This is a genomic window from Pseudazoarcus sp. NS20, from assembly GCF_059703745.1.
In genome coordinates this window covers 332,877-352,355 of sequence record NZ_BAAKIY010000002.1, presented here as the reverse complement: position 1 = coordinate 352,355, position 19,479 = coordinate 332,877, and the positions used below count along the sequence as shown (strand labels likewise).

Here is a 19,479-nt window from a genome sequence, read left to right as displayed (position 1 = left end):
TCACGCCACCGGCGTATACACGGTTCGCCCGACCAGCTTGAACAGGTCGGCTGCGTGCTGAAAGCTCTCGGAATGCCCCGCGTACAGCGAACCTTCAAGGCCGAGCAGCGGCGCGAAGCGTTTGAGAATGGCGTACTGCGTGGGCTTGTCGAAATAAATCATGACGTTGCGACAGAAGATGGCGTCCAGCGGCCCCCGCACCCCCCAGTTCGCCTCCAGCAGGTTGATGGGCCGGAACGTCACCAAACGCTGCAGCTCGGGTTTGATGCGAACGCAGCCATTGGGCTCGCGAATGAAGTACTGCTGCAGGCGCGAGGGCGACATGCGTGCCACGCGCTCTTCCTCATAGACGCCGCGGCGAGCCGTCTCGAGCACTTCGGTGTTCACGTCACTGGCAAGAATGCTCACCTTCGGGCTCAGCGTCTTGAAGGCCTCGCAGGCCGCGATGGCCAGTGAATAGGGCTCTTCGCCGGTGGAAGCCGCACAACACCAGATGCTGATCTGACGCGACGGCCCGATGGCGCGCATCTGCTCGATCAGGATGTCGAAGTGATGCGCTTCACGAAAGAACGATGTGAGGTTGGTGGTCAGCGAATTGACGAAAGCCTCCCACTCCTTGCGGTCACGCTCGAGGCGCGAAAGGTAGCCCGCGAAGGTGGTTTCGCCGCAAATGCGCAAACGGCGGGTCAGGCGGCTATACACCATGTCCTGCTTGGCGGGCGACAGCGCGATGCCGACATGCTCGTGAATCAACTTGCGGATGCGCTCGAAATCATCGGGCGAAAAGGCGAATTCGCGAGACCCGGACCCGGGCACATGCGCAGAGGACGTCCGCGCTGAAAACGGCTGCGTCACTTCAGCACCCGAACCGCCCCGCCGCTCTCCGATACTCATGCTCGCTTCCTTGGTGCTACTGGGATCAAGATCACATTGCCCGTTGAATGTCGTCGAGCATTTCGCCCGGCACCGGTTCCGAACCCACGTCGACGCCGGGGCGCTGCTGTGTGCCGAGCACGGCGTCCTCGGTGCGTTTGTTCATCACGACAATCGCGATCCGTCGGTTCGAAGGATCAAGCGGGTCGTCTGCATTGAAGTGAATCGTGTCGGCCTGCCCCACCACTCTCAACACCTTGGCCGGGTCGAGCCCCCCCATCACCATTTCGCGGCGCGATGCATTGGCGCGGTTGGCAGACAGTTCCCAGTTCGAGAAGCCGCGATCGCCGCCGGCGAAAGGCTTGGAATCGGTATGCCCGGAAAGACTCAGACGGTTCGGCAAATCATTGAGGGCCCGGCCGATGGCGCGCAGCAATTCGCGCGTGTGTGGGCGCAATTCGGCGCTCGACAGATCGAACATCGGGCGATTCTGCTCATCCACAAGCTGGATACGCAGCCCCTCTGCGGTGATGTCGATGAGGATCTGATGACGGAATGCACGCAGGTTGGGGTTCGCTTCGATCAGTGCCTCGATGCGCCCTTTCATGTTGAGCAGCCGCGCGCGCTCGCGCGCTTCCTCCTCTTCCGACGGCATCTCGCGCGATTCGCGCGGCATGGTGGCATCGAGCGGAATCTGGCGGCGCTGCGGCTCGACATCCCCGCGCCGCACCTCGCCGATGGAACGGGTCAGATCCTGACCACCGCCGGGAATGATGCTCGAACTGTTGCCAGCCCCGGTGCCGCCTTGCTGCGAGACCACCGAAGGGTTCTGGAAGAACTCCGATATCCCTTTCAGATCCTCTTCCGCCGTGGAGCCCAACAGCCACAGCAGCAGGAAGAACGCCATCATCGCCGTCACGAAGTCGGCATAAGCGATTTTCCAGGCACCCCCGTGATGTCCGCCGTGGCCTTTATTGACCTTGCGGACGATGATCGGCTGCTGGGTATCGTCGCTCATGGCTCAACCCGCAGCGAAAACATCAGGGAATCCGTGCCTGCGCACCGCATAGTCATTATTTCTTGCGGTTCTTGATGTCTTCCTCGAGCTCAAGGAAGCTCGGGCGGTCGGTCGAATACAGCACCTTGCGGCCGAACTCCACCGCCACCTGAGGTGCATAACCATTCATGCTGGCAAGCAACACCACCTTGATGCACTGATAAATCTTCGCGCCGTCTTCGGCGCGCTGGGTCAGTTGCGAGGCGATCGGCTGCACGAATCCATATGAGAGCAGGATCCCGAGAAAGGTGCCGACCAACGCGCCACCCAGCATCTTGCCGAGCACTGCAGGCGGCTCACCCACCGAGCCCATGACGTTGACCACCCCCATCACCGCCACGACGATACCGAACGCCGGCAGGGCATCACCCACCTTCGACATGACATCGGCAGGCGCCAACGCCTCATGGTGGTGGGTTTCGATTTCGACATCCATCAGGGCTTCGATCTCGAAGGCATTGAGGTTGCCGCCCACCATCATGCGCAGGTAATCGGTGAGGAAATCGACCGCATGGTGATCGGCCATCACATCGGGGTATTTAGAGAACAGGCTGCTGCTGTCCGGGTTCTCGATGTCCGCCTCGATGGCCATCAGGCCTTCCTTGCGCACCTTGGCGAGAATTTCGTACATCAACGCCAGCAGGTTCATGTACAGCGTCTTGTTGTAACGCTGACCTTTAAGCACCGTAGGCAAAGCCTTGAGCGTGGCCTTCATGATGCGACCCGAGTTGCCGCCCACGAAACCACCGATCATCAGCCCGATGATCGCGACATACTCAAGCGGCACCCACAAGGCCATCAGGCTGCCGTGAACGGCGTATGTGCCTATCGACGACAGCAGGACGATTACATATCCGACAAGTAGGAGCACCAGTACACCTCGACCGCGATGATCTCAAGCAAGCCCAGGCTCATGCGTCGAGCCGGAACGGTATCTTAAAGTAACGGTAGGTCCCTGGGAAACTTGACCAAAAAGCCGCACAAAAAAATGCCGCCTGACGGCGGCCTGTCTTCCAAAAGGCATCCTGCGCTCAATCTGCCAACACGGCACGACCACGTACGGCGCGAGCGTTCACGCTGACCTTGCCCTGACGCTTGCCCTTGCCGGCGCGCGACGGCATGTTGCACAGCCCGCACGTGTAATCGTGCACCGGGTCGTATGCATGCGCGACGAACTTTCCGCCGCAGCAGGTGCATACCGCTGACTGCAGCATGTCGGCATCGAAGAAACGCACCAGCGTCCAGGCGCGGGTGATACTCAGAACGGGTTCGAGCGAGGCGGCATCGATGTGATCCAGGTACAGGTGGTACGCCTTGATCACGGCGTCGAGCGAGCTGAGGCCGGGACGTTGCGCGAAATACCCGTGGAACGCCATGAACAGCGAGCCATGCACGTTCGGTTGCCAAGCCATGAACCAGTCGGTCGAGAACGGCAGCATGCCCTTGGGAGGCGACATGCCACGCACTTCCTTGTAGATCTTGAGCAGGCGCTCGCGGCTCAGACTGGTTTCGGCCTCGAGCATCTGCATGCGGGCACCCAGGCTCACCATCTCGACAGCGCGGCGAACGTCGTCAGCCTCGGCAATCACGCTCTTGTTCTTCATTTCCGCTTCCTCAAGACAACTCTTCCGGCGGTTTGCCTGCTGCAACGATGGCGGCATGAATGCTCGAACTCGCGGCATCGCGCCCCTCGCCCGCAAGCAAACCCGTGAGCAGCACATCATCGAAACGAAGCGCGGCCAACACCATCTGACAACTTGCCATGCGCACCAAGCGTGCGGCCGACAGACCCGACAGCACGTCGGCCACCGCATCGCCGATGCCGAGACGGAACATCGCGGTCTCGCGATCTTCCTTCAACATCTTCTGGGCAAGCATGAGATGCGCGAGATTGAGTTCCCGGATCTCTTCCTGGTAGTCGCTTCGCTTCAAGTCCGTAGGCACGTGTAATGCGTATGGCTTGAACTTAAATAGATTTCTTACAAAACACAACCCGATACAACTCGGCCTGACAAAAAAACCACATGCATTGAATGGTCAGGCCGACCTTTTTCACGCTTGCTGTACGGCATGGATGGCATTGCGCCCACCCTGCTTCGATATGTAGGCGCCCTGGTCCGCCAATTTGATCAACGCTGCGGCGCCATCAACGTCCGCCCGCGCCTCTGCCGCCCCGATACTGACGCTCAGCGGGGTGAGCACGCCGGCAAAGTCCAGTGGCGCTTCCCGCACCGCACGTCGAGCTCGCTCCGCTCCGGCCACGACCGATGCCAGATCGGCACCCGGACAAATCACCAGAAATTCGTCCCCGCCGATACGGCAGATCACGTCCTGCACCCGCAGCGCCTTGCGTAGCGTATGCGCAACATGTGTCAAAGCCGCATCACCGGCGTCGTGCCCGAAGCGGTCGTTGATTTCCTTGAGGTAATCCACGTCGACCGCCAGGCATGAAAGAGGCCGACCGTTGCGATCGGCCACCGCCCACTCCTGCTGCAAGCGGTCAATCGCGTACCGACGATTGCGAAAACCCGTCAACGGGTCGGTCAGCGCCATGTCGTGCAAACGACGATTGGAGATCGCGAGCTGCGCGGCAAACCCGTGCAATTCAAGGCGGTCGTGCTCCAGCTCGCGCTGCAGGCGCACCTCACGCAAGCCTGCACGCAAACGTGCTTGCAGCAGCCGAGACGCAGCATCCATCGGCACGGCATCGTCACCACCCGCCTCGAGCAACAGAATCATGGCCTCGTCGCTGCGATCAGCAATGCGCAGCAGCAAATGCATGACCCGCCCGGCGCTGGTGCGGCGCAAGGCAGCGACGAGTTCGAGCAGATCAGCAGAGGCACTCACGCAACCGAGCACCATCATGTGTGGTTGCAGTTCGAGCGCGAAATCGAGCGCGTCCGCGATATCGCCACTCTCGACTACTGCACACTCTTCCTCGGCGAGAAGCTCCGCCACTTGATTTCTTTGCCTGGCGTCCTGGTCGACCACCAACACCAACGGCCTGTCTGGCATTTCGGGCACGGCGAGCCGTTCGCGCTTGCGTGCCGAGGGCTGCGACAGCGCCGGGCGTACATCGACCAGCGGGGCGGCCTCCGGAGGGCTCACTTCGGGGAAGGTACGCGAAACACCTGGCTGCAACTCCAACAGATCGAGCCATTCGCACCACAGCACAAACATGCGAGTGGCGTCGGCCAGCATCTCGTCGCGCTGAATGCCGTGCGCCTCGCCGTTGAGCTGCAGCTGTTCCAGCAGATGACGCCGTTGCGAATCGTCGGCCATGCAGAAATGCTCGAAGCCTTTGGCCAACAACGCCGACTCCAGCAACCGTGACCGACGACTGCCCGGCTCGAAGCCAGCCTGATCGGGGCAGTCCATGAAGCGCACGATCAGGGCAAATATGCTCGGCACACCCCAGTGCTCGACCATTTCCGCGCCGAGCTCCCCATGACTGATGGCGAACGCGCCTTTTTCGGCCTGCAACAAGCTGGAAACGCGTTCGTCGGCCGACTGAAGCAGCGCGGCATACTCTTCCGGGTATACGGTTGCCAAGGCCAGCTCACCCACGCGAATCAGCAAACCCAGGCTGAAAGCCTCGTCACTGCCCAATGCACGCGTGTGCCCGACGACAGCTTGCATGCCGAGAGCCATCGCCACCGATGAAGCCCAATAACGGTTGTAATCGAACGCCCGGCACTGCCCCTCACGGTGCTCGGACAGCAGCGAGAACCCGGTCGCCAAGGCGCGCACGGCAGGCACGCCCAGCACCATCAGCGCCTCCGCCACCGACATGACCGGACGCCTCCCGGCGTGCAGCATGCCATTGGCCGCTTTCAGCACACGCCCCACGAAGGCCGGATCACCACTGATTGCGCGGGCCAGCTCGGGGATGGAGACCTCGTCCTGACCGGTGAGTTGAATCACTCGAGTGGCTACACCACGAGGAGACGGCAAGCGCCCCGAGGCATGCAGCAACTCGAACGCGGTCTTGCCATCCTCAGCACCTACTAGATTTTCACCGGACTCCATACCTTCCAACCCCCGCGACTGCTGCATGTACCACGTACGACCACGTATGGTCAGATTATCCTAAGCACTGAGTCCTGCGCGCAAATACCGCTTGCGACGGGCTAAAATCGATGCCGACTGCACGAAACCGGAACACGATGAATTTTTGCTCTCACTGCGGCGCTAACGTCGACCTGCGCATCCCGCCCGGCGACAACGCCCCCAGACACGTATGCGGCGATTGCGGCACGATTCACTACCTCAACCCCAAGCTGGTCGTAGGCACGGTGACCGAGTGGGAAGATCGCGTGTTGCTTTGCCGACGCGCCATCGAACCGCGTCACGGCTACTGGACGCTTCCCGGCGGCTTCATGGAAAACGGCGAAAGCACGCTCGAAGGAGCGGTGCGCGAGACACGCGAGGAGGCGTGCGCCGAGGTTGAAGTGCATGGTTTGTTCACGCTGCTGAACATTCCCCACATCAATCAGGTGCACCTCATCTACCGCGCACGCCTGCTCGTGCCGGAATTTGCGCCGGGAGAAGAGTCGCTCGACGTGGCGCTGTTCGCGGAACATGAAATCCCCTGGAACGAGTTGGCCTTCCGCACCAACGAAGTAACACTGCGCCACTATTTCGAAGACCGCCGCGCAGGCCGCTTCGAACTGCATTGCAGCGACCTGAGGCCGAGCGGCGGCTGACGTTCAGGCCTGCACCAGACCTGCACGCAGCAAACGCTCGAAATCCGCTGCCGGCAAGGCAGGCGCAAACAGGAAACCCTGCATCTGCGCACACCCCGCACGCAGCAGCACGTCGAGCTGTTCTTCGGTTTCGACCCCCTCGGCAATCACGCGCAGACGCAGATTACGCGCCAACCCGATGATGGCATCGACAATCGCCGCGTCGTCGGCATCGACGACTACATCACGCACGAAGCTCTGATCGATCTTCAAGGCATCGATCGGCAAGCGCTTGAGGTAGGAGAGCGACGAATAGCCGGTGCCGAAATCATCGATCGCCACGCGCACGCCCATGCGACGCACTTCGTCCAGCACCGCGATGTTGCGCTCGGCAGCATCCAGCATGAGGCGCTCGGTCAGCTCCAGTTCAAGGCTCTCCGGGGGGATGCCGTATTGGGCGATCACCTCCTGCAAGGACTGCACGAAGCGCGGCAAGCGAAACTGATGTGCCGAGATGTTCACCGCCACGGTGAGGGGCGGCAGGCCGGCATCGAGCCATTCACGCACTTGCGCACAGGCCTGCTGCAACACCCAGTGTCCTATCGGCAGGATCAAGCCGCTCTCCTCCGCAACCGGAATGAAACGCCCCGGCGACACCAACGTGCCGTCCTGATCACGCCAGCGCAACAAAGCTTCGGCACCGACAATGCGGCGTGTGGCACCGTCGAACTGGGGCTGGTAGTAGAGCTCGAAGGCGTCGGCCTCCAGCGCGTTGCGCAAGGCACTTTCGAGCAACATGCACTCGAACGCACGGTCGTTCATATCACTGCGGAAGTAATGGTAGGCATTCCGGCCACTTTCCTTGCTGTGGTACATCGCCGAATCGGCATTGCGCATCAGCGTCGAAATATCACTGCCATCCTCGGGGTACAGGCTGATGCCCACGCTGGCGGTGACCAGCAACTCGCGCCCGGCCAGCTGACACGGTTCGGCCAGCGCAGCGAGCACTTTCTCGGCGACTCGGGCGGCATCCTGAGGATCTGCGATCTGCGAAAGCAGCAGGGTGAACTCATCCCCGCCGGGGCGGCTGACGGTGTCGCTCTCCCGCACGCAGCCGGCAATGCGGCGCGCCACCACCGCCAGCAATTGATCACCCACATGGTGACCCAGCGTGTCATTGATGTTCTTGAAGCGATCCAGGTCGATGAACATCAACGCAAAGCGCGTTTCGTCACGCCTACTCCGCGCCAGCACCTGATTGGCCCGGTCGTTGAACAGCACGCGGTTGGGCAGACCGGTCAATGAATCGTGCTCGGCCAGATGGCGGATGCGCTCTTCGTTGAGCTTCTGTTCGCTGATGTCTTCGATCAGCATCACCGGCCCCTTCTCGGGGTGCTTCGGATCGAGCAGACGCACATAAACGTTCGCCCAGAACCATTGCCCGCGCCCGTCGACGAAGCGCTGCTCGAAGCGCAGCACGCGCTCACCGGTCATGCCTTCGTCGATCCGCTCGCACAAATCGACGAAGGCAGCATGATCTTCGCAGTGTCGCTCCAGCGTACGCCCGACCGCGCTGTCGGCGTGCGTGCCGAACATGCGCTCGAACGCCGGATTGATCAGCAGCACACGATGCTCGCGCAGCATGAGGATGGCGATCGGGCTGGCGTCGAGGACGGACTGCAACTCTTCAGCGCGCCCGACGCTCTCGGCCCGCGAACGCGACAACTCGTCGAACAGGCGATAGAAATCCCCCGCCACTTCGCCGACCTCGTCGTTACCGACCGGCAAGGCATGCACCCGTGAGGGATCGCTGCGCAGCGCCACCACGTTGTCACGCAACACGAACAGCGGCCGCAGGAAGCCGCGCATCACGAACCACACAACCAGCCCCACCAGCACTGAAGCGCCGAGCAGCAGCAACATGGCGATGCGGTGGGTGCGCGAGATTGGCGCGAACGCCTCTTCCACCGGCAGCACCACACCGGCCACCCAATCAAGTGGCGCGACGGTGCGGAAGCTCATCTGCATCTGACGCCCGGAGGCGTCTACACCCTGTGCCGTACCCTGCCACCCGGCCAAGGCCTGGTCATACACTGGCATAGCGCCCGGTTCGGCGTAACTGACGAGCATCAGACGAGAGTTGTCGCCGATGATGGTGGTGCGCTCGCGCGTGGTCAGCACGAATTGACCGTACTGCTCGGAATAGCTGCGATTGACCCCGCCGAGAAAGGCCGGACTGAGGATGTCCAATGTGCCCGAAACGATGGCGATCAGATTGCCCAGCGAATCGAACACCGGCACCGACATGGCCAGCAGGGGCTGGCCGGTCACCACGCCCACGAACGGCCGTGACACGACCGGAGCGCCGGTCTCGACGACTCGCTTCAAATGCTCAAGGGAGGAAACATCGGCACCGATGCGGCCCTGACGCGCCGGATTGTCGGCCAGCACCTTGAGCGACGGGCTGACCACGATCAGCGCCTCGAACAAGGCCAGCGCACCCTGATTGTCGTGCAGGTAATTACGCAGGCGGTCGGGGTGATGAACGTGCTGGAAATTGATGCCCGAGCCGATGCGCTTGAGCATGTCGAGACTGACCTCGACCCGCCCGGAAACCTCGGCGGCAAAACGCGAGACAACGGCGTATTGCTGCTCGGCAATGGTCTTCTGCAGCGAGTGGCGCACCAGATAATCCTGGATGGCCACACCTGCACCGAACACCACCAGCAACAAGCCGGCCACGGCGAGCGAAGATTTGGTTTTCAGATTCACCGACTTGGCCCACCACGAAGACCCGTTTGCCTAGGTTTATAAAACCCGGCAAACCGTCGCACATCGGTGATAACCGCAAGCAACGACACTCAGTTGCGCGTGTTGCGGTCGTGCTGCGACAGCAGCGGCAAGGCGCGCTGCAGGTAGTACCCCATCGACCACAAGGTCAATGCCGCGGCGACGTAGATCAGCACGTCACCAAGTAGCTCCACCGGCAGGCCGAAGAGGGGCTCGTGATACAGCAGCAGCGGAATGGCCGTCATCTGGGCGGCCGTCTTGAACTTCCCGACGGTTGCCACCGCCACGCTGGCCGACTGGCCGATGCGGGCCATCCATTCGCGCAACGCGGAGATGGTGATCTCGCGCCCGATGATGATCACCGCCACCACGGCATCCACGCGCCCCAACTGCACCAGCAGGATCAGCGCAGCGGCCACCATCAGTTTGTCGGCCACCGGGTCAAGGAAGGCGCCGAACACCGAGGTCTGGCCCAGCGTGCGCGCAAGATAACCGTCGAACCAGTCGGTGATTGCCGCCACCACGAACAGCACCGTGGCGATCAGATTCATCTGCATGTCGGTCAGCCAGCTCGCAGGCAGATAGAACACGCCGACGAACAGCGGGATCACCGCTATTCGCATCAAGGTCAACGTGTTGGGGATGTTCAATTGCATTGGGAGCCGTCGGGGTCGGGGAAACTTCAGCGCAACGCGGAGTATATCTGCTCAGCCAGCTTGCGGCTGACACCGTCGACGCGGCACAGATCTTCCACCGTGGCCGCACGCACGCCATCGAGCCCACCGAAAGCCTCGATCAGTTTGCGCCGCCGCGTCGGGCCGACCCCCGGAATATCGTCCAGCCGCGAGCCGACACGCGCCTTGGCGCGGCGTGCGCGATGACCGGTGATGGCGAAGCGGTGCGCCTCGTCGCGGATTTCCTGAATCAGGTGCAGCGCCGGGGCATCGGCACGCAGATTGAGCGGGCCGCGGCCATCGGAAAAAATCAGCGTTTCCAGGCCAGGCTTGCGCCCCTCCCCTTTAGCGACGCCGACCATCGCCACCGATTCCAGCCCGATGTCGGCCAGCACACCGAAGGCGGCACTGACCTGCCCCTTGCCGCCGTCGATGAGGATCAGATCGGGCATGACGCCGTCGCCCTCGACGATCTTGCCGTAACGCCGCTCCAGCACCTGGCGCATCGCCGCAAAGTCGTCCCCGCCGGTGATGCCGGCGATGTTGTAGCGGCGGTACTCGGAATTCTTCATCGCACCATCGACACACACCACGCACGAAGCCACCGTGGCCTCGCCCATGGTGTGGCTGATGTCGAAGCATTCGATGCGCGCCGGCGGCTCGGGCAAGGCCAGAGCCTCGCGCAAAGCTTCCAGACGGGCGCCGACACGGCCGGCATCCTGCAGCCGCACGCGAATCGCCAGTCCGGCGTTCGAACGCGCCATGTCGATCCAGGCCTTCTCCGCGGCCGAGCGCGGAGCTACCACGCCGGCAGGTTTGTCGCTGACTTCGCTCAAGGCTGCGCGCACGCCCTCGACGCCCTGCACCACCACGATGCGCGTCGGCATCGGGTGCTCGCGATAATGCTGCTCGACGAAAGCCACCAGCGCATCATCCGCGCCGCAGCCGACCGCGCTGCTGGGGAACAGCGGGCGATCGCCCAGGTGACGGCCGCCGCGCACCATGGCGAGGTTGAGACACACCAGCCCGGCCTCCTCTACGGCCACGAGGATATCCACGTCTTCGTCCCGCCCGCTGTCTACGAACTGGCGATGCAGCACCGCCTGCAGGGCGCGAATCTGATCGCGACAGGCGGCTGCTTCTTCATAGGCCAGCCGCTCGGCCGCGGCACTCATGCGCGCGCCGAGGTCGTCGATGACTTCATTGGCGCGGCCATCCAGAAAGCGCGCCGCGAGCTTCACGTCGTTGGCATAGTCCTCGGCACTGATCAGATCGACGCACGGCGCGGTGCAACGCTTGATCTGGTGCAGCAGACAGGGGCGCGAGCGGTTCTGGAACACCGCGTTTTCGCAGGTGCGCAGACGGAAAATCTTCTGCAGCAGATGAATGCTCTCGCGCGCCGCGCCGCCGTTCGGAAACGGCCCGAAGTAGCGCGCGCCCTTGGCAAAGCCACCGCGGTGGTAGGCCAACCGCGGAAATGCATCGCCGGTGAGGCTGATGTAGGGGTAGCTCTTGTCGTCGCGGAACAGGATGTTGTAGCGCGGGGCGAGCTTCTTGATGAGGTTGTTTTCGAGGATCAGCGCCTCGGCCTCGGAACGCGTCGGCGTGATGTCCACACGCACGATCTGCGCCACCATCATGGCAATGCGCGGGCTAGGCTGCGTGCGCTGAAAGTAATTGGCGACGCGCTTCTTGAGGTTCTTGGCCTTGCCGACGTAAAGCACCTTCTCGTCAACGCCGATCATGCGATAGACGCCCGGCTCATCCGGAACCGTCTTCAGAAAGGCGCGCGCGTTGAAGGGAGCCGTTTCACTCACGACGGCAATCAGCCCGCCTTGGGAGCCAACGCAGCCAGCGTGGCACGGGCCGCGTGATACGGCTCGGCCAGCTCCAGCGCCAGGGCATCGGCAAAACGCGGTTGCGCTGCCAGCGCAGCGATGCGTGCCGAGGTCGCGGGCGACACCTCGGGCTGCCAGCGGGCCAGCAGATCGTCCGCCAGATCAGGGCGGTTGCACACCAGCACCATGTCGCAGCCAGCGCCGAATGCCGCACTGGCGCGCGCCACGATATCGCCCACCACGGTCGCGCCTTCCATCGTCAGGTCGTCACTGAAGATGACGCCGTCGAAACCGAGCTTGCCGCGCAGCACTTCGCCCAGCCAGAACGGCGAGAAGCCCGCCGGTTGCGGGTCGATGTTGCGGAAGATCACGTGCGCCGGCATCACGCCCGACAGCTGGCGACCCAAGCGGTGACGATAGGGGGCGATGTCTTCGGCCCACACCTCGTCGAAACTCCGCTCATCCACCGGAATCTCGACATGGGAATCGGCCTCGACAAAGCCGTGCCCCGGAAAATGCTTGCCGACGCAGCCCATGCCGGCGTCGCGCATGCCGGCAATCAGCGCGGATGCCAGCGACGCCACCGCTTGCGGATCGCGGTGGAAGGCGCGGTCGCCAATCACCCGGCTGCCGCCGTAATCGAGATCCAGCACCGGTGTGAAGCTCAGATCAACGCCGTGCGCGAGCAACTCGGCCGCCAGCACGAAGCCGGCTGCGCGCGCGGCATCGAGTGCCGCGACGTGATCCTCGTCCCACTTGGCGCCAAGCGTGCGCATGGCCGGCAGATGCGTAAACCCGTTGGTGCGGAAGCGCTGCACGCGGCCGCCTTCGTGGTCCACGGCCACGATCAAGGCCGGATCGCGCACGGCGTGAATCTCGGCGGTGAGCGCAGAAAGCGTTTCGGCGTCACGGAAATTGCGCGCGAACAGGATCACGCCCCCCACCAGCGGATGACGCAGGCGCTCACGTTCGGCGTCGGTCAACTCGCAACCGGCCACATCCACGAACACCGGGCCACGAGGAAGTCTGCTCACGGGATGACTCATGCGTTCAACCTTGGCGCTCGAGCACGACGAAGGCCACGACGTAGTCGGTCTCGTCGGTCAGGGTCAGATGTGCGGACAAGCCCTCGCTCTGCATGTGGGCGGCCAGTTCAGGCGAATAACGAAAGAACGGCTTACCGCGCGCGTCGTGATCGACGATCACCGCATGCAGCGTCGCCGGCGCCGCCACGCCCGTACCGAGCGCCTTGCCGAAGGCTTCCTTGGCGGCAAAGCGTTTGGCCAGAAAACGCTCCGGGTCGTTGCGCCGCGCAAATGCGGCACGCTCGTCAGGCGCCAGAATGCGATTGGCAAAACGCTCGCCGTACTTTCCGAGCACCGCGCCCATGCGCGGGATGCGAACGATGTCCGCGCCGATACCGTGGATCATCGTGCGCCCTCCTCGCCCAGTGCGGCGGCCTCGCGCATCAAACGCTTCATTTCGCGCACCGCCTCGCGCAAGCCGACGAACACCGAACGGCTGACAATGGCGTGACCGATGTGCAACTCACGCACGCCTGCCAGGCGCGCCACGGGCTGCACGTTGTAATAGTTCAGCGCGTGGCCGGCATTGAAACGCATGCCCAGCGCGCGGACGGTTTCGCCCGCGACACGCAGTTTTTCGAGCTCGGCCAGCACCGCCGGCGCATCCGCATCGCGGCCGGCATCATGGAAGGTGTGCGCATACGGCCCGGTATGCACCTCACACACCTTGGCGCCGATGCGCGCAGCCGCATCGATCTGTTCGGGAATGGCGTCGATGAACACACTGGTGACGATGCCCGCCTCGGCCAACCGCGCCACCACATCACGCAGGCGCGCCTCGTCGGCAAGCACATCCAGCCCGCCCTCGGTGGTCACTTCCTGACGCCCCTCCGGCACCAGCATGGCCATGTGCGGTTTGAGTTCGCAGGCGAAGCCGACCATCGCGTCGGTGGCAGCCATCTCGAGATTGAGCTTGATCTGGGTGAGTTCAGCCAGACGGCGCACGTCTGCGTCCTGGATGTGACGCCGATCCTCGCGCAGATGCACCGTGATGCCATCGGCACCGCCAAGATGGGCTTCGACCGCTGCCCACTGCGGGTCGGGCTCCCAGGTGCGGCGCGCCTGACGCAAGGTCGCCACGTGGTCGATATTGACGCCGAGTTCGATCACAGCTCCTGCAACTCCTTGAATACGCGGCGCGACTGCAGGGCGCGTCCGCCGAGATGATGGTTGATCAGCATACGCAGCAACGCCTTGCCTTCGCTCAGGGTCTGCGCATCGCTGAAATCGTCGTCCGCCAGCGCCAGCAGGCTGCGGCCGCTGATTTCCAGCCCTTGCGTGCCTGGCAAGGCCGGCACGGGACCACGTTCGATTATATAGAGGTAGCGCTGATCGCCCCTGATCGGTGCCCCGCCATCGGCCTCATGCTCGAGCGCCACACCGTAGCCCAGCTCGCGCAGCAAGGCCAGTTCAAAGCGGCGCAGCACCGGCGCCGGCGCAGCCTTGGCAGACAGCGCCGCAACGGCTTCGACGTAGGCACCGAACAAACCGGGGTGAGGGTCTTCACGAGCAGACAGATGCACTACAAGCTCGTTGAGATAGTAGCCGCACAACAAGGCGTGACCGCCAAGCAAGGGCTGAAAGCCGTGCCACTCGGCACGAATCAAGGTCTTCACCTCGCCCGCGCCGGACCAATCCGCCGTCAGAGGCTGAAAGCCCATCAACACGCTGCGCAGGGCTGAATGCGGGCGCCGGGCACCCTTGGCCACCACCGCCACGCGACCATGATCACGCGACAGCAATTCAACGACGAGGCTGGTCTCACGCCATGGCCGCGTGTGCAGAACGTAGGCCGGCTGCTGATCGACGCGCTGCTTCGGACTCACGGCGTATCCCGCCGCTCACTCGTAACCGAGACTCTTGAGGGCGCGCTCGTCGTCGGCCCAGCCGCTCTTCACCTTGACCCACACTTCGAGATAGACGCGGCCGTCGAACAGCTTCTCGAGCTCGACGCGCGCCTCGCTGGAAATGCGCTTGAGCTGCTCGCCGCCCTTGCCGATGACCATGCCCTTGTGGCTGTCGCGATCCACCACGATGGCGGCGAAGATGCGACGCAGGTTGCCCTCGGTCTCGAACTTCTCGATCTCGACGGCGATACCGTACGGCAATTCGTCGCCGAGCAGGCGGAACAGCTTTTCACGCAAGAATTCGGAAGCCAGAAAGCGCTCGCTGCGGTCGGTAATGTCGTCTTCCTCGAAAACCGGCGCCCCTTCCGGCAGCAGCTTCTGGGCCGTGGAAACAAGGCTGTCGACGTTCTTGCCACGTTCGGCCGAGAGCGGAACGATGGCGGTGAAGTCGCGCAGCTCGCTCATCTGCTGAATGAAGGGCAGCAAGCGCGCCTTGTCGTTGAGGCGGTCGATCTTGTTGATGATCAGCAAGACCTGCGCATCGTCCGGCAGCAGCTCGAGCACCTTGCGGTCATCATCGCCGAAGCGCCCGGCCTCGATCACGAAGAACACCGCATCGACGTCGGCCAGCGCCTGCGTGACGCTGCGGTTCATCGTGCGGTTGAGGGCATTGCGGTGGCGCGTCTGGAAACCCGGGGTATCGACGAAGATGAACTGCGCGTGCTCGTCGGTGCGGATGCCGGTGACGCGGTGGCGCGTGGTCTGCGCCTTGCGCGACACGATGCTGATCTTCTGCCCGATGAGTTGGTTCAGCAGGGTGGACTTGCCGACGTTGGGTCGCCCGACGATGGCAATGAAGCCCGTGCGAAACGGCTCGTTATCTGAATGGGTATCGCTCATCGTTCTCTCAGGGCGGCCAGCGCGCGCTCGGCAGCCTGTTGTTCCGCTGCTCGCCGGCTGCTGCCTCGGCCGGTGGCCGAGACATTCAGTGCCTGGATGGTGCAACTCACCTCGAATTCCTGCAGATGGGCTTCGCCGAGCACGCGGGTGGTTTCATAAACGGGCAGTGCCAGCTTGCGCGCCTGCAGGTGTTCCTGCAAGGCGGTTTTCGGGTCTTTGAGGGCGGTGGCTGGGTCGATTGCCGCGATTGCAGGGGCGTAGAGACGGTCGATTACCGTGCGGGCCACTTCAAACCCGGCATCCAGAAAAACCGCCGCAAAGATCGCTTCGAGCGCGTCAGCCAGAATCGACGGCCGGCGAAACCCGCCGCTTTTCATCTCACCCTCGCCCAGGCGCAGCGCCTCGCCAAGGTCGAGTTCCAGCGCCACCCGATGCAAGCCCTCCTGACGCACCAGCGATGCACGCAAACGCGACAGCTCACCCTCACGCAGTTCGCCGAAACGCGCGCACAGGGCCACTGCGATCACGCAGTTCAGCACGCTGTCGCCGAGGAACTCCAGACGCTCGTTGTTGGGCTGACCGAAACTGCGATGGGTCAGCGCCTGCTCGAGCAACGCCGGGCTTGAAAACGTGTGCCCCAGCTTGCGCTGGAGCTTTTGCAACTCCGGGCGCACTCAGCGCCCCGAGGACACGGAGAACTCGAACAGCAGGCTTACGTTGCCGGCAATCGGCACCTTTCGTTCGTAAGCGGTTTCAATCACCGCATTGGGGCCGGAGCCAGCAATGCGCAGATCAGCGCCGGTGATGCTCACAATATCGTCGGTGTAGGCGAAGCGGTCGAAAGCGCGCCGCGCATCGGTGGCCGTGGCGCCACCGACCATATCTGCGGACAACTGCCCGACCACCCGCTTGATGGCCAGATACTCGTTAAACACCGGCACGCTGCGCAGGGCGATGAAAAGCACGAAGGCCAGCAGGCCGCCGACGATGATCGTGCCAATCAGCGACAGACCGCGCTGGGAGCGAGCGGTGGAAAGGGAATGCCTCGACATCAATGAAACCCTCCTATGCGCTTCATGTCGCCGAAATTGAACCAGATGAAGAAGGCTCGACCGACGATGTTCTCGTCGGGCACGAAGCCCCACACGCGGCTGTCGCTGCTGGCGTCACGGTTATCACCCATCACGAAGTAATGGCCGGCCGGCACGGTGCAGCGCACTCCGGCCGTAGTATAGGTACAGTGATCGCGATACGGAAAATCCATGACATGCGAGATATGCGCCGGCACGTCGCGCTCGATCAGCACCGCATGCGCAGTATCTCCGAGAGTTTCTTCAAACATCGGAGAAAACAGCATGCGCTCGGGGTGCAGGTAATCACCGCTCTGCGTCATGCTGACGGCCTCACCATTGATGGTCAGGCGCTTGTCGATGTATTCCACACGGTCACCCGGCAACCCCACCACGCGCTTGATGTAATCCAGCGAAGGATCGCGCGGGTAGCGGAAGACCATCACATCGCCACGCTCCGGGTCATTGAGCGACAGCACCTTCTTGTTGATGACCGGCAGGCGGATGCCGTAGGTGAATTTGTTCACCAGAATGAAATCGCCGATCAGCAGGGTCGGGATCATCGAGCCCGAGGGGATCTTGAACGGCTCGACGATGAACGAGCGCAGCGTGAAAACGATGAGGATGACCGGGAAGAAGCTCGCCCCGTATTCCACCCACACCGGGTTCGGGTCGCCCTTGTTGCGGCGCTTGCGCGCGTAGAAGCGATCCACCGCCCACAACAGGCCGGACAACACGAGCAACGCAAAAAGGATCAATGCGAAATTCACGGCAACTCCATCAGCGGCTGGAACGGGTGCGAACGCCGGAGCGCTCTCATTTGCCTTCGTCGGTGCGCAGCACGGCGAGGAAGGCCTCTTGCGGGATTTCCACGTTGCCCACCTGTTTCATGCGCTTCTTGCCTTCCTTCTGCTTCTCGAGCAGCTTCTTTTTGCGCGTGATGTCGCCGCCGTAGCACTTGGCGAGCACGTTCTTGCGCAGGGCCTTGATGGTCTCGCGCGCAATGATGTTCGAGCCGATGGCTGCCTGCACCGCGACATCGAACATCTGGCGCGGGATCAGGCCACGCAGCTTGGTGGCCAGCTCCCGGCCGCGATATTGCGCACTGGCGCGGTGCACGATGACCGACAAGGCATCGACCTTCTCGCCACCCACCATAAGGTCGAGCTTGACCAGGTCGGCGGGGCGATACTCCTTGAACTCGTAGTCGAGCGAGGCATAACCACGCGAGACCGACTTCAGACGATCAAAGAAATCCATCACCACTTCGTTCATCGGCATGTCGTAGATCAACTGCACCTGACGGCCGAGATAGCGCATGTCTACCTGCATGCCGCGCTTCTGGTTGCACAGCGTGATCACCGGGCCGACGTATTCCTGCGGCAGGAAGATGGTGGCGGTGATGATGGGTTCGCGAATCTCGGCGTACTTGCCGGTTTCAGGCAGCTTCGAGGGGTTCTCGATGTGGAGGATCTCGCCGCTGTTCATCACCACCTCGTACACCACCGTCGGAGCGGTGGTGATGAGATCCATGTCGAACTCGCGTTCGAGACGCTCCTGCACGATGTCCATGTGCAGCAGGCCGAGGAAACCGCAGCGGAAGCCGAAGCCCAGCGCCTGCGAAACCTCCGGCTCGTATTGCAACGCCGCGTCGTTCAGCTTGAGCTTCTCGAGGGAGTCGCGCAGCTGGTCGTACTCCGAGGACTCCACCGGATACAGCCCGGCGAACACCTGCGGCTTGATTTCCTTGAACCCAGGCAAGGGCTTGGGCGCCGGACGTTGGGCGTTGGTGATGGTGTCCCCCACCTTCGCCGCTGCGAGTTCCTTGATACCGGCGATGACGAAGCCCACCTCACCCGCCGACAGCTTCTCGCGCGCCACCGAGCGCGGCGTGAACACACCCACTTGATCACACGGATACTGCGCGCCGTTGGACATCAGCAGGATGCGGTCTTTCGGCCGCAGTTCGCCGTCGATGACGCGCACCAGCATCACCACGCCCACGTAGTTGTCGAACCACGAATCGATGATCAGCGCCTTCAGCGGCGCTTCGGGGTCGCCCACCGGCGGCGGCATGCGCGCGATCACGGCCTCAAGCACCTCTTCGATGCCGACGCCGGTCTTGGCGGAGCACAGAATGGCCTCAGAAGCATCGACGCCGATGACATCCTCGATCTCGCCGCGAGCGTTCTCGGGGTCGGCTGCCGGCAGATCGATCTTGTTCAGCACCGGAACCACCTCGACGCCCAGCTCGATCGCGGTGTAGCAGTTCGCGACGGTCTGCGCCTCGACGCCCTGCGAGGCATCGACCACCAGCAATGCGCCTTCGCACGCCGACAGCGAACGACTGACTTCGTACGAGAAGTCGACGTGCCCCGGTGTATCGATGAGGTTCAGGTTGTAGATCTGCCCATCCTTGGCGCGGTAATGCAGCGCTGCGGTTTGGGCCTTGATGGTGATACCGCGCTCACGTTCGAGGTCCATGGAGTCCAGGACCTGCTCTTCCATTTCGCGGTCGGACAAACCTCCGCAAAATTGGATGAGGCGATCAGCCAGCGTGGATTTGCCGTGATCGATGTGGGCGATGATCGAGAAGTTGCGAATATGCTGCATGAGTCAACAAAAAAGGGTGCCAAACGACACCCGTAGCGGTTGGACGA

Annotated in this window: 19 protein-coding genes; 1 reads left to right on the top strand and 18 read right to left on the bottom strand. The window is 62.8% G+C overall.

Annotation, left to right across the window (positions count from 1 at the left end; all coding sequences use genetic code 11):
* From AC6H0W_RS07395 to AC6H0W_RS07370, 6 genes are all read right to left on the bottom strand, one after another.
* Positions 1–894 carry a CheR family methyltransferase gene (locus AC6H0W_RS07395; RefSeq protein ID WP_497576518.1) on the bottom strand — a complete coding sequence of 298 codons (894 nt, stop codon included), beginning with the start codon at positions 892–894 and terminating at the stop codon, positions 1–3.
* A gap of 31 nt (positions 895–925) precedes the next feature.
* Entirely contained in the window at positions 926–1,891 is a 966-nt protein-coding gene (motB, locus tag AC6H0W_RS07390) for a flagellar motor protein MotB (protein WP_497576517.1), read from the bottom strand.
* Between the two features lie 55 nt (positions 1,892–1,946).
* Positions 1,947–2,801, bottom strand: a complete 855-nt coding sequence (gene motA, locus AC6H0W_RS07385; protein WP_497576516.1) for a flagellar motor stator protein MotA — start codon at positions 2,799–2,801, stop codon at positions 1,947–1,949.
* Between the two features lie 160 nt (positions 2,802–2,961).
* Positions 2,962–3,534, bottom strand: a complete 573-nt coding sequence (flhC, locus tag AC6H0W_RS07380; RefSeq protein WP_497576515.1) for a flagellar transcriptional regulator FlhC — start codon at positions 3,532–3,534, stop codon at positions 2,962–2,964.
* A gap of 10 nt (positions 3,535–3,544) precedes the next feature.
* Positions 3,545–3,862, bottom strand: a complete 318-nt coding sequence (gene flhD / locus AC6H0W_RS07375) for a flagellar transcriptional regulator FlhD (RefSeq protein WP_497576763.1) — start codon at positions 3,860–3,862, stop codon at positions 3,545–3,547.
* Positions 3,863–3,982: 120 nt separating this feature from the next.
* On the bottom strand, positions 3,983–5,959 hold the full coding sequence (locus AC6H0W_RS07370) for a sensor domain-containing diguanylate cyclase (RefSeq protein ID WP_497576514.1): 1,977 nt from the start codon (positions 5,957–5,959) through the stop codon (positions 3,983–3,985).
* Positions 5,960–6,096: 137 nt separating this feature from the next.
* On the opposite strand from AC6H0W_RS07370, the gene AC6H0W_RS07365 reads away from it, so the two are divergent.
* On the top strand, positions 6,097–6,636 hold the full coding sequence (locus AC6H0W_RS07365) for an NUDIX hydrolase (RefSeq protein ID WP_497576513.1): 540 nt from the start codon (positions 6,097–6,099) through the stop codon (positions 6,634–6,636).
* Positions 6,637–6,639: 3 nt separating this feature from the next.
* Here the strand turns inward: AC6H0W_RS07365 and AC6H0W_RS07360 are convergent, their stop codons facing one another.
* The 12 genes from AC6H0W_RS07360 to lepA all read right to left on the bottom strand — a co-directional run bounded on the left by AC6H0W_RS07360 (position 6,640) and on the right by lepA (position 19,432).
* A complete protein-coding gene (locus tag AC6H0W_RS07360) occupies positions 6,640–9,387 on the bottom strand; it encodes a bifunctional diguanylate cyclase/phosphodiesterase (protein ID WP_497576512.1) in 2,748 nt (915 codons plus the stop codon).
* Between the two features lie 89 nt (positions 9,388–9,476).
* The gene (pgsA, locus tag AC6H0W_RS07355; protein WP_497576511.1) at positions 9,477–10,061 is read right to left on the bottom strand and encodes a CDP-diacylglycerol--glycerol-3-phosphate 3-phosphatidyltransferase; all 585 of its coding nucleotides are present in this window, start codon (positions 10,059–10,061) and stop codon (positions 9,477–9,479) included.
* Between the two features lie 26 nt (positions 10,062–10,087).
* Positions 10,088–11,896, bottom strand: coding sequence for an excinuclease ABC subunit UvrC (gene uvrC / locus AC6H0W_RS07350; RefSeq protein WP_497576510.1), 1,809 nt, complete (start codon positions 11,894–11,896; stop codon positions 10,088–10,090).
* 8 nt (positions 11,897–11,904) lie between these two features.
* Entirely contained in the window at positions 11,905–12,963 is a 1,059-nt protein-coding gene (nagZ, locus tag AC6H0W_RS07345; RefSeq protein WP_497576509.1) for a beta-N-acetylhexosaminidase, read from the bottom strand.
* 4 nt (positions 12,964–12,967) lie between these two features.
* Positions 12,968–13,348, bottom strand: a complete 381-nt coding sequence (gene acpS / locus AC6H0W_RS07340; protein ID WP_497576508.1) for a holo-ACP synthase — start codon at positions 13,346–13,348, stop codon at positions 12,968–12,970.
* A complete protein-coding gene (locus AC6H0W_RS07335) occupies positions 13,345–14,112 on the bottom strand; it encodes a pyridoxine 5'-phosphate synthase (protein WP_497576507.1) in 768 nt (255 codons plus the stop codon). The genes acpS and AC6H0W_RS07335 overlap by 4 nt, the downstream gene beginning before the upstream one ends.
* Positions 14,109–14,828 carry a DNA repair protein RecO gene (recO, locus tag AC6H0W_RS07330; RefSeq protein WP_497576506.1) on the bottom strand — a complete coding sequence of 240 codons (720 nt, stop codon included), beginning with the start codon at positions 14,826–14,828 and terminating at the stop codon, positions 14,109–14,111. The genes AC6H0W_RS07335 and recO overlap by 4 nt, the downstream gene beginning before the upstream one ends.
* 15 nt (positions 14,829–14,843) lie before the next feature.
* On the bottom strand, positions 14,844–15,749 hold the full coding sequence (era, locus tag AC6H0W_RS07325) for a GTPase Era (protein ID WP_497576505.1): 906 nt from the start codon (positions 15,747–15,749) through the stop codon (positions 14,844–14,846).
* On the bottom strand, positions 15,746–16,411 hold the full coding sequence (gene rnc / locus AC6H0W_RS07320) for a ribonuclease III (RefSeq protein WP_497576504.1): 666 nt from the start codon (positions 16,409–16,411) through the stop codon (positions 15,746–15,748). Before rnc ends, era begins: the two co-directional genes overlap by 4 nt.
* A 12-nt stretch (positions 16,412–16,423) precedes the next feature.
* Positions 16,424–16,801 (bottom strand): DUF4845 domain-containing protein, encoded by a 378-nt coding sequence (locus AC6H0W_RS07315; RefSeq protein ID WP_497576503.1) that lies wholly within the window; start codon positions 16,799–16,801, stop codon positions 16,424–16,426.
* Entirely contained in the window at positions 16,801–17,589 is a 789-nt protein-coding gene (gene lepB, locus AC6H0W_RS07310; RefSeq protein WP_497576502.1) for a signal peptidase I, read from the bottom strand. The genes AC6H0W_RS07315 and lepB overlap by 1 nt, the downstream gene beginning before the upstream one ends.
* Positions 17,590–17,635: 46 nt before the next feature.
* The gene (lepA, locus tag AC6H0W_RS07305) at positions 17,636–19,432 is read right to left on the bottom strand and encodes a translation elongation factor 4 (RefSeq protein WP_497576501.1); all 1,797 of its coding nucleotides are present in this window, start codon (positions 19,430–19,432) and stop codon (positions 17,636–17,638) included.
* Positions 19,433–19,479 lie beyond the last annotated feature (47 nt).

Bases quoted from the DNA above. Each gene is read 5' to 3' on its own strand.
- pgsA (WP_497576511.1), bottom strand. From the start codon at position 10,061: ATGCAATTGAACATCCCCAACACGTTGACCTTGATGCGAATAGCGGTG.
- AC6H0W_RS07315 (WP_497576503.1), bottom strand. From the start codon at position 16,801: ATGTCGAGGCATTCCCTTTCCACCGCTCGCTCCCAGCGCGGTCTGTCG.
- motB (WP_497576517.1), bottom strand. From the start codon at position 1,891: ATGAGCGACGATACCCAGCAGCCGATCATCGTCCGCAAGGTCAATAAA.
- flhC (WP_497576515.1), bottom strand. From the start codon at position 3,534: ATGAAGAACAAGAGCGTGATTGCCGAGGCTGACGACGTTCGCCGCGCT.
- AC6H0W_RS07365 (WP_497576513.1), top strand. From the start codon at position 6,097: ATGAATTTTTGCTCTCACTGCGGCGCTAACGTCGACCTGCGCATCCCG.
- AC6H0W_RS07395 (WP_497576518.1), bottom strand. From the start codon at position 894: ATGAGTATCGGAGAGCGGCGGGGCGGTTCGGGTGCTGAAGTGACGCAG.
- nagZ (WP_497576509.1), bottom strand. From the start codon at position 12,963: ATGAGTCATCCCGTGAGCAGACTTCCTCGTGGCCCGGTGTTCGTGGAT.
- lepA (WP_497576501.1), bottom strand. From the start codon at position 19,432: ATGCAGCATATTCGCAACTTCTCGATCATCGCCCACATCGATCACGGC.
- AC6H0W_RS07370 (WP_497576514.1), bottom strand. From the start codon at position 5,959: ATGGAGTCCGGTGAAAATCTAGTAGGTGCTGAGGATGGCAAGACCGCG.
- era (WP_497576505.1), bottom strand. From the start codon at position 15,749: ATGAGCGATACCCATTCAGATAACGAGCCGTTTCGCACGGGCTTCATT.
- acpS (WP_497576508.1), bottom strand. From the start codon at position 13,348: ATGATCCACGGTATCGGCGCGGACATCGTTCGCATCCCGCGCATGGGC.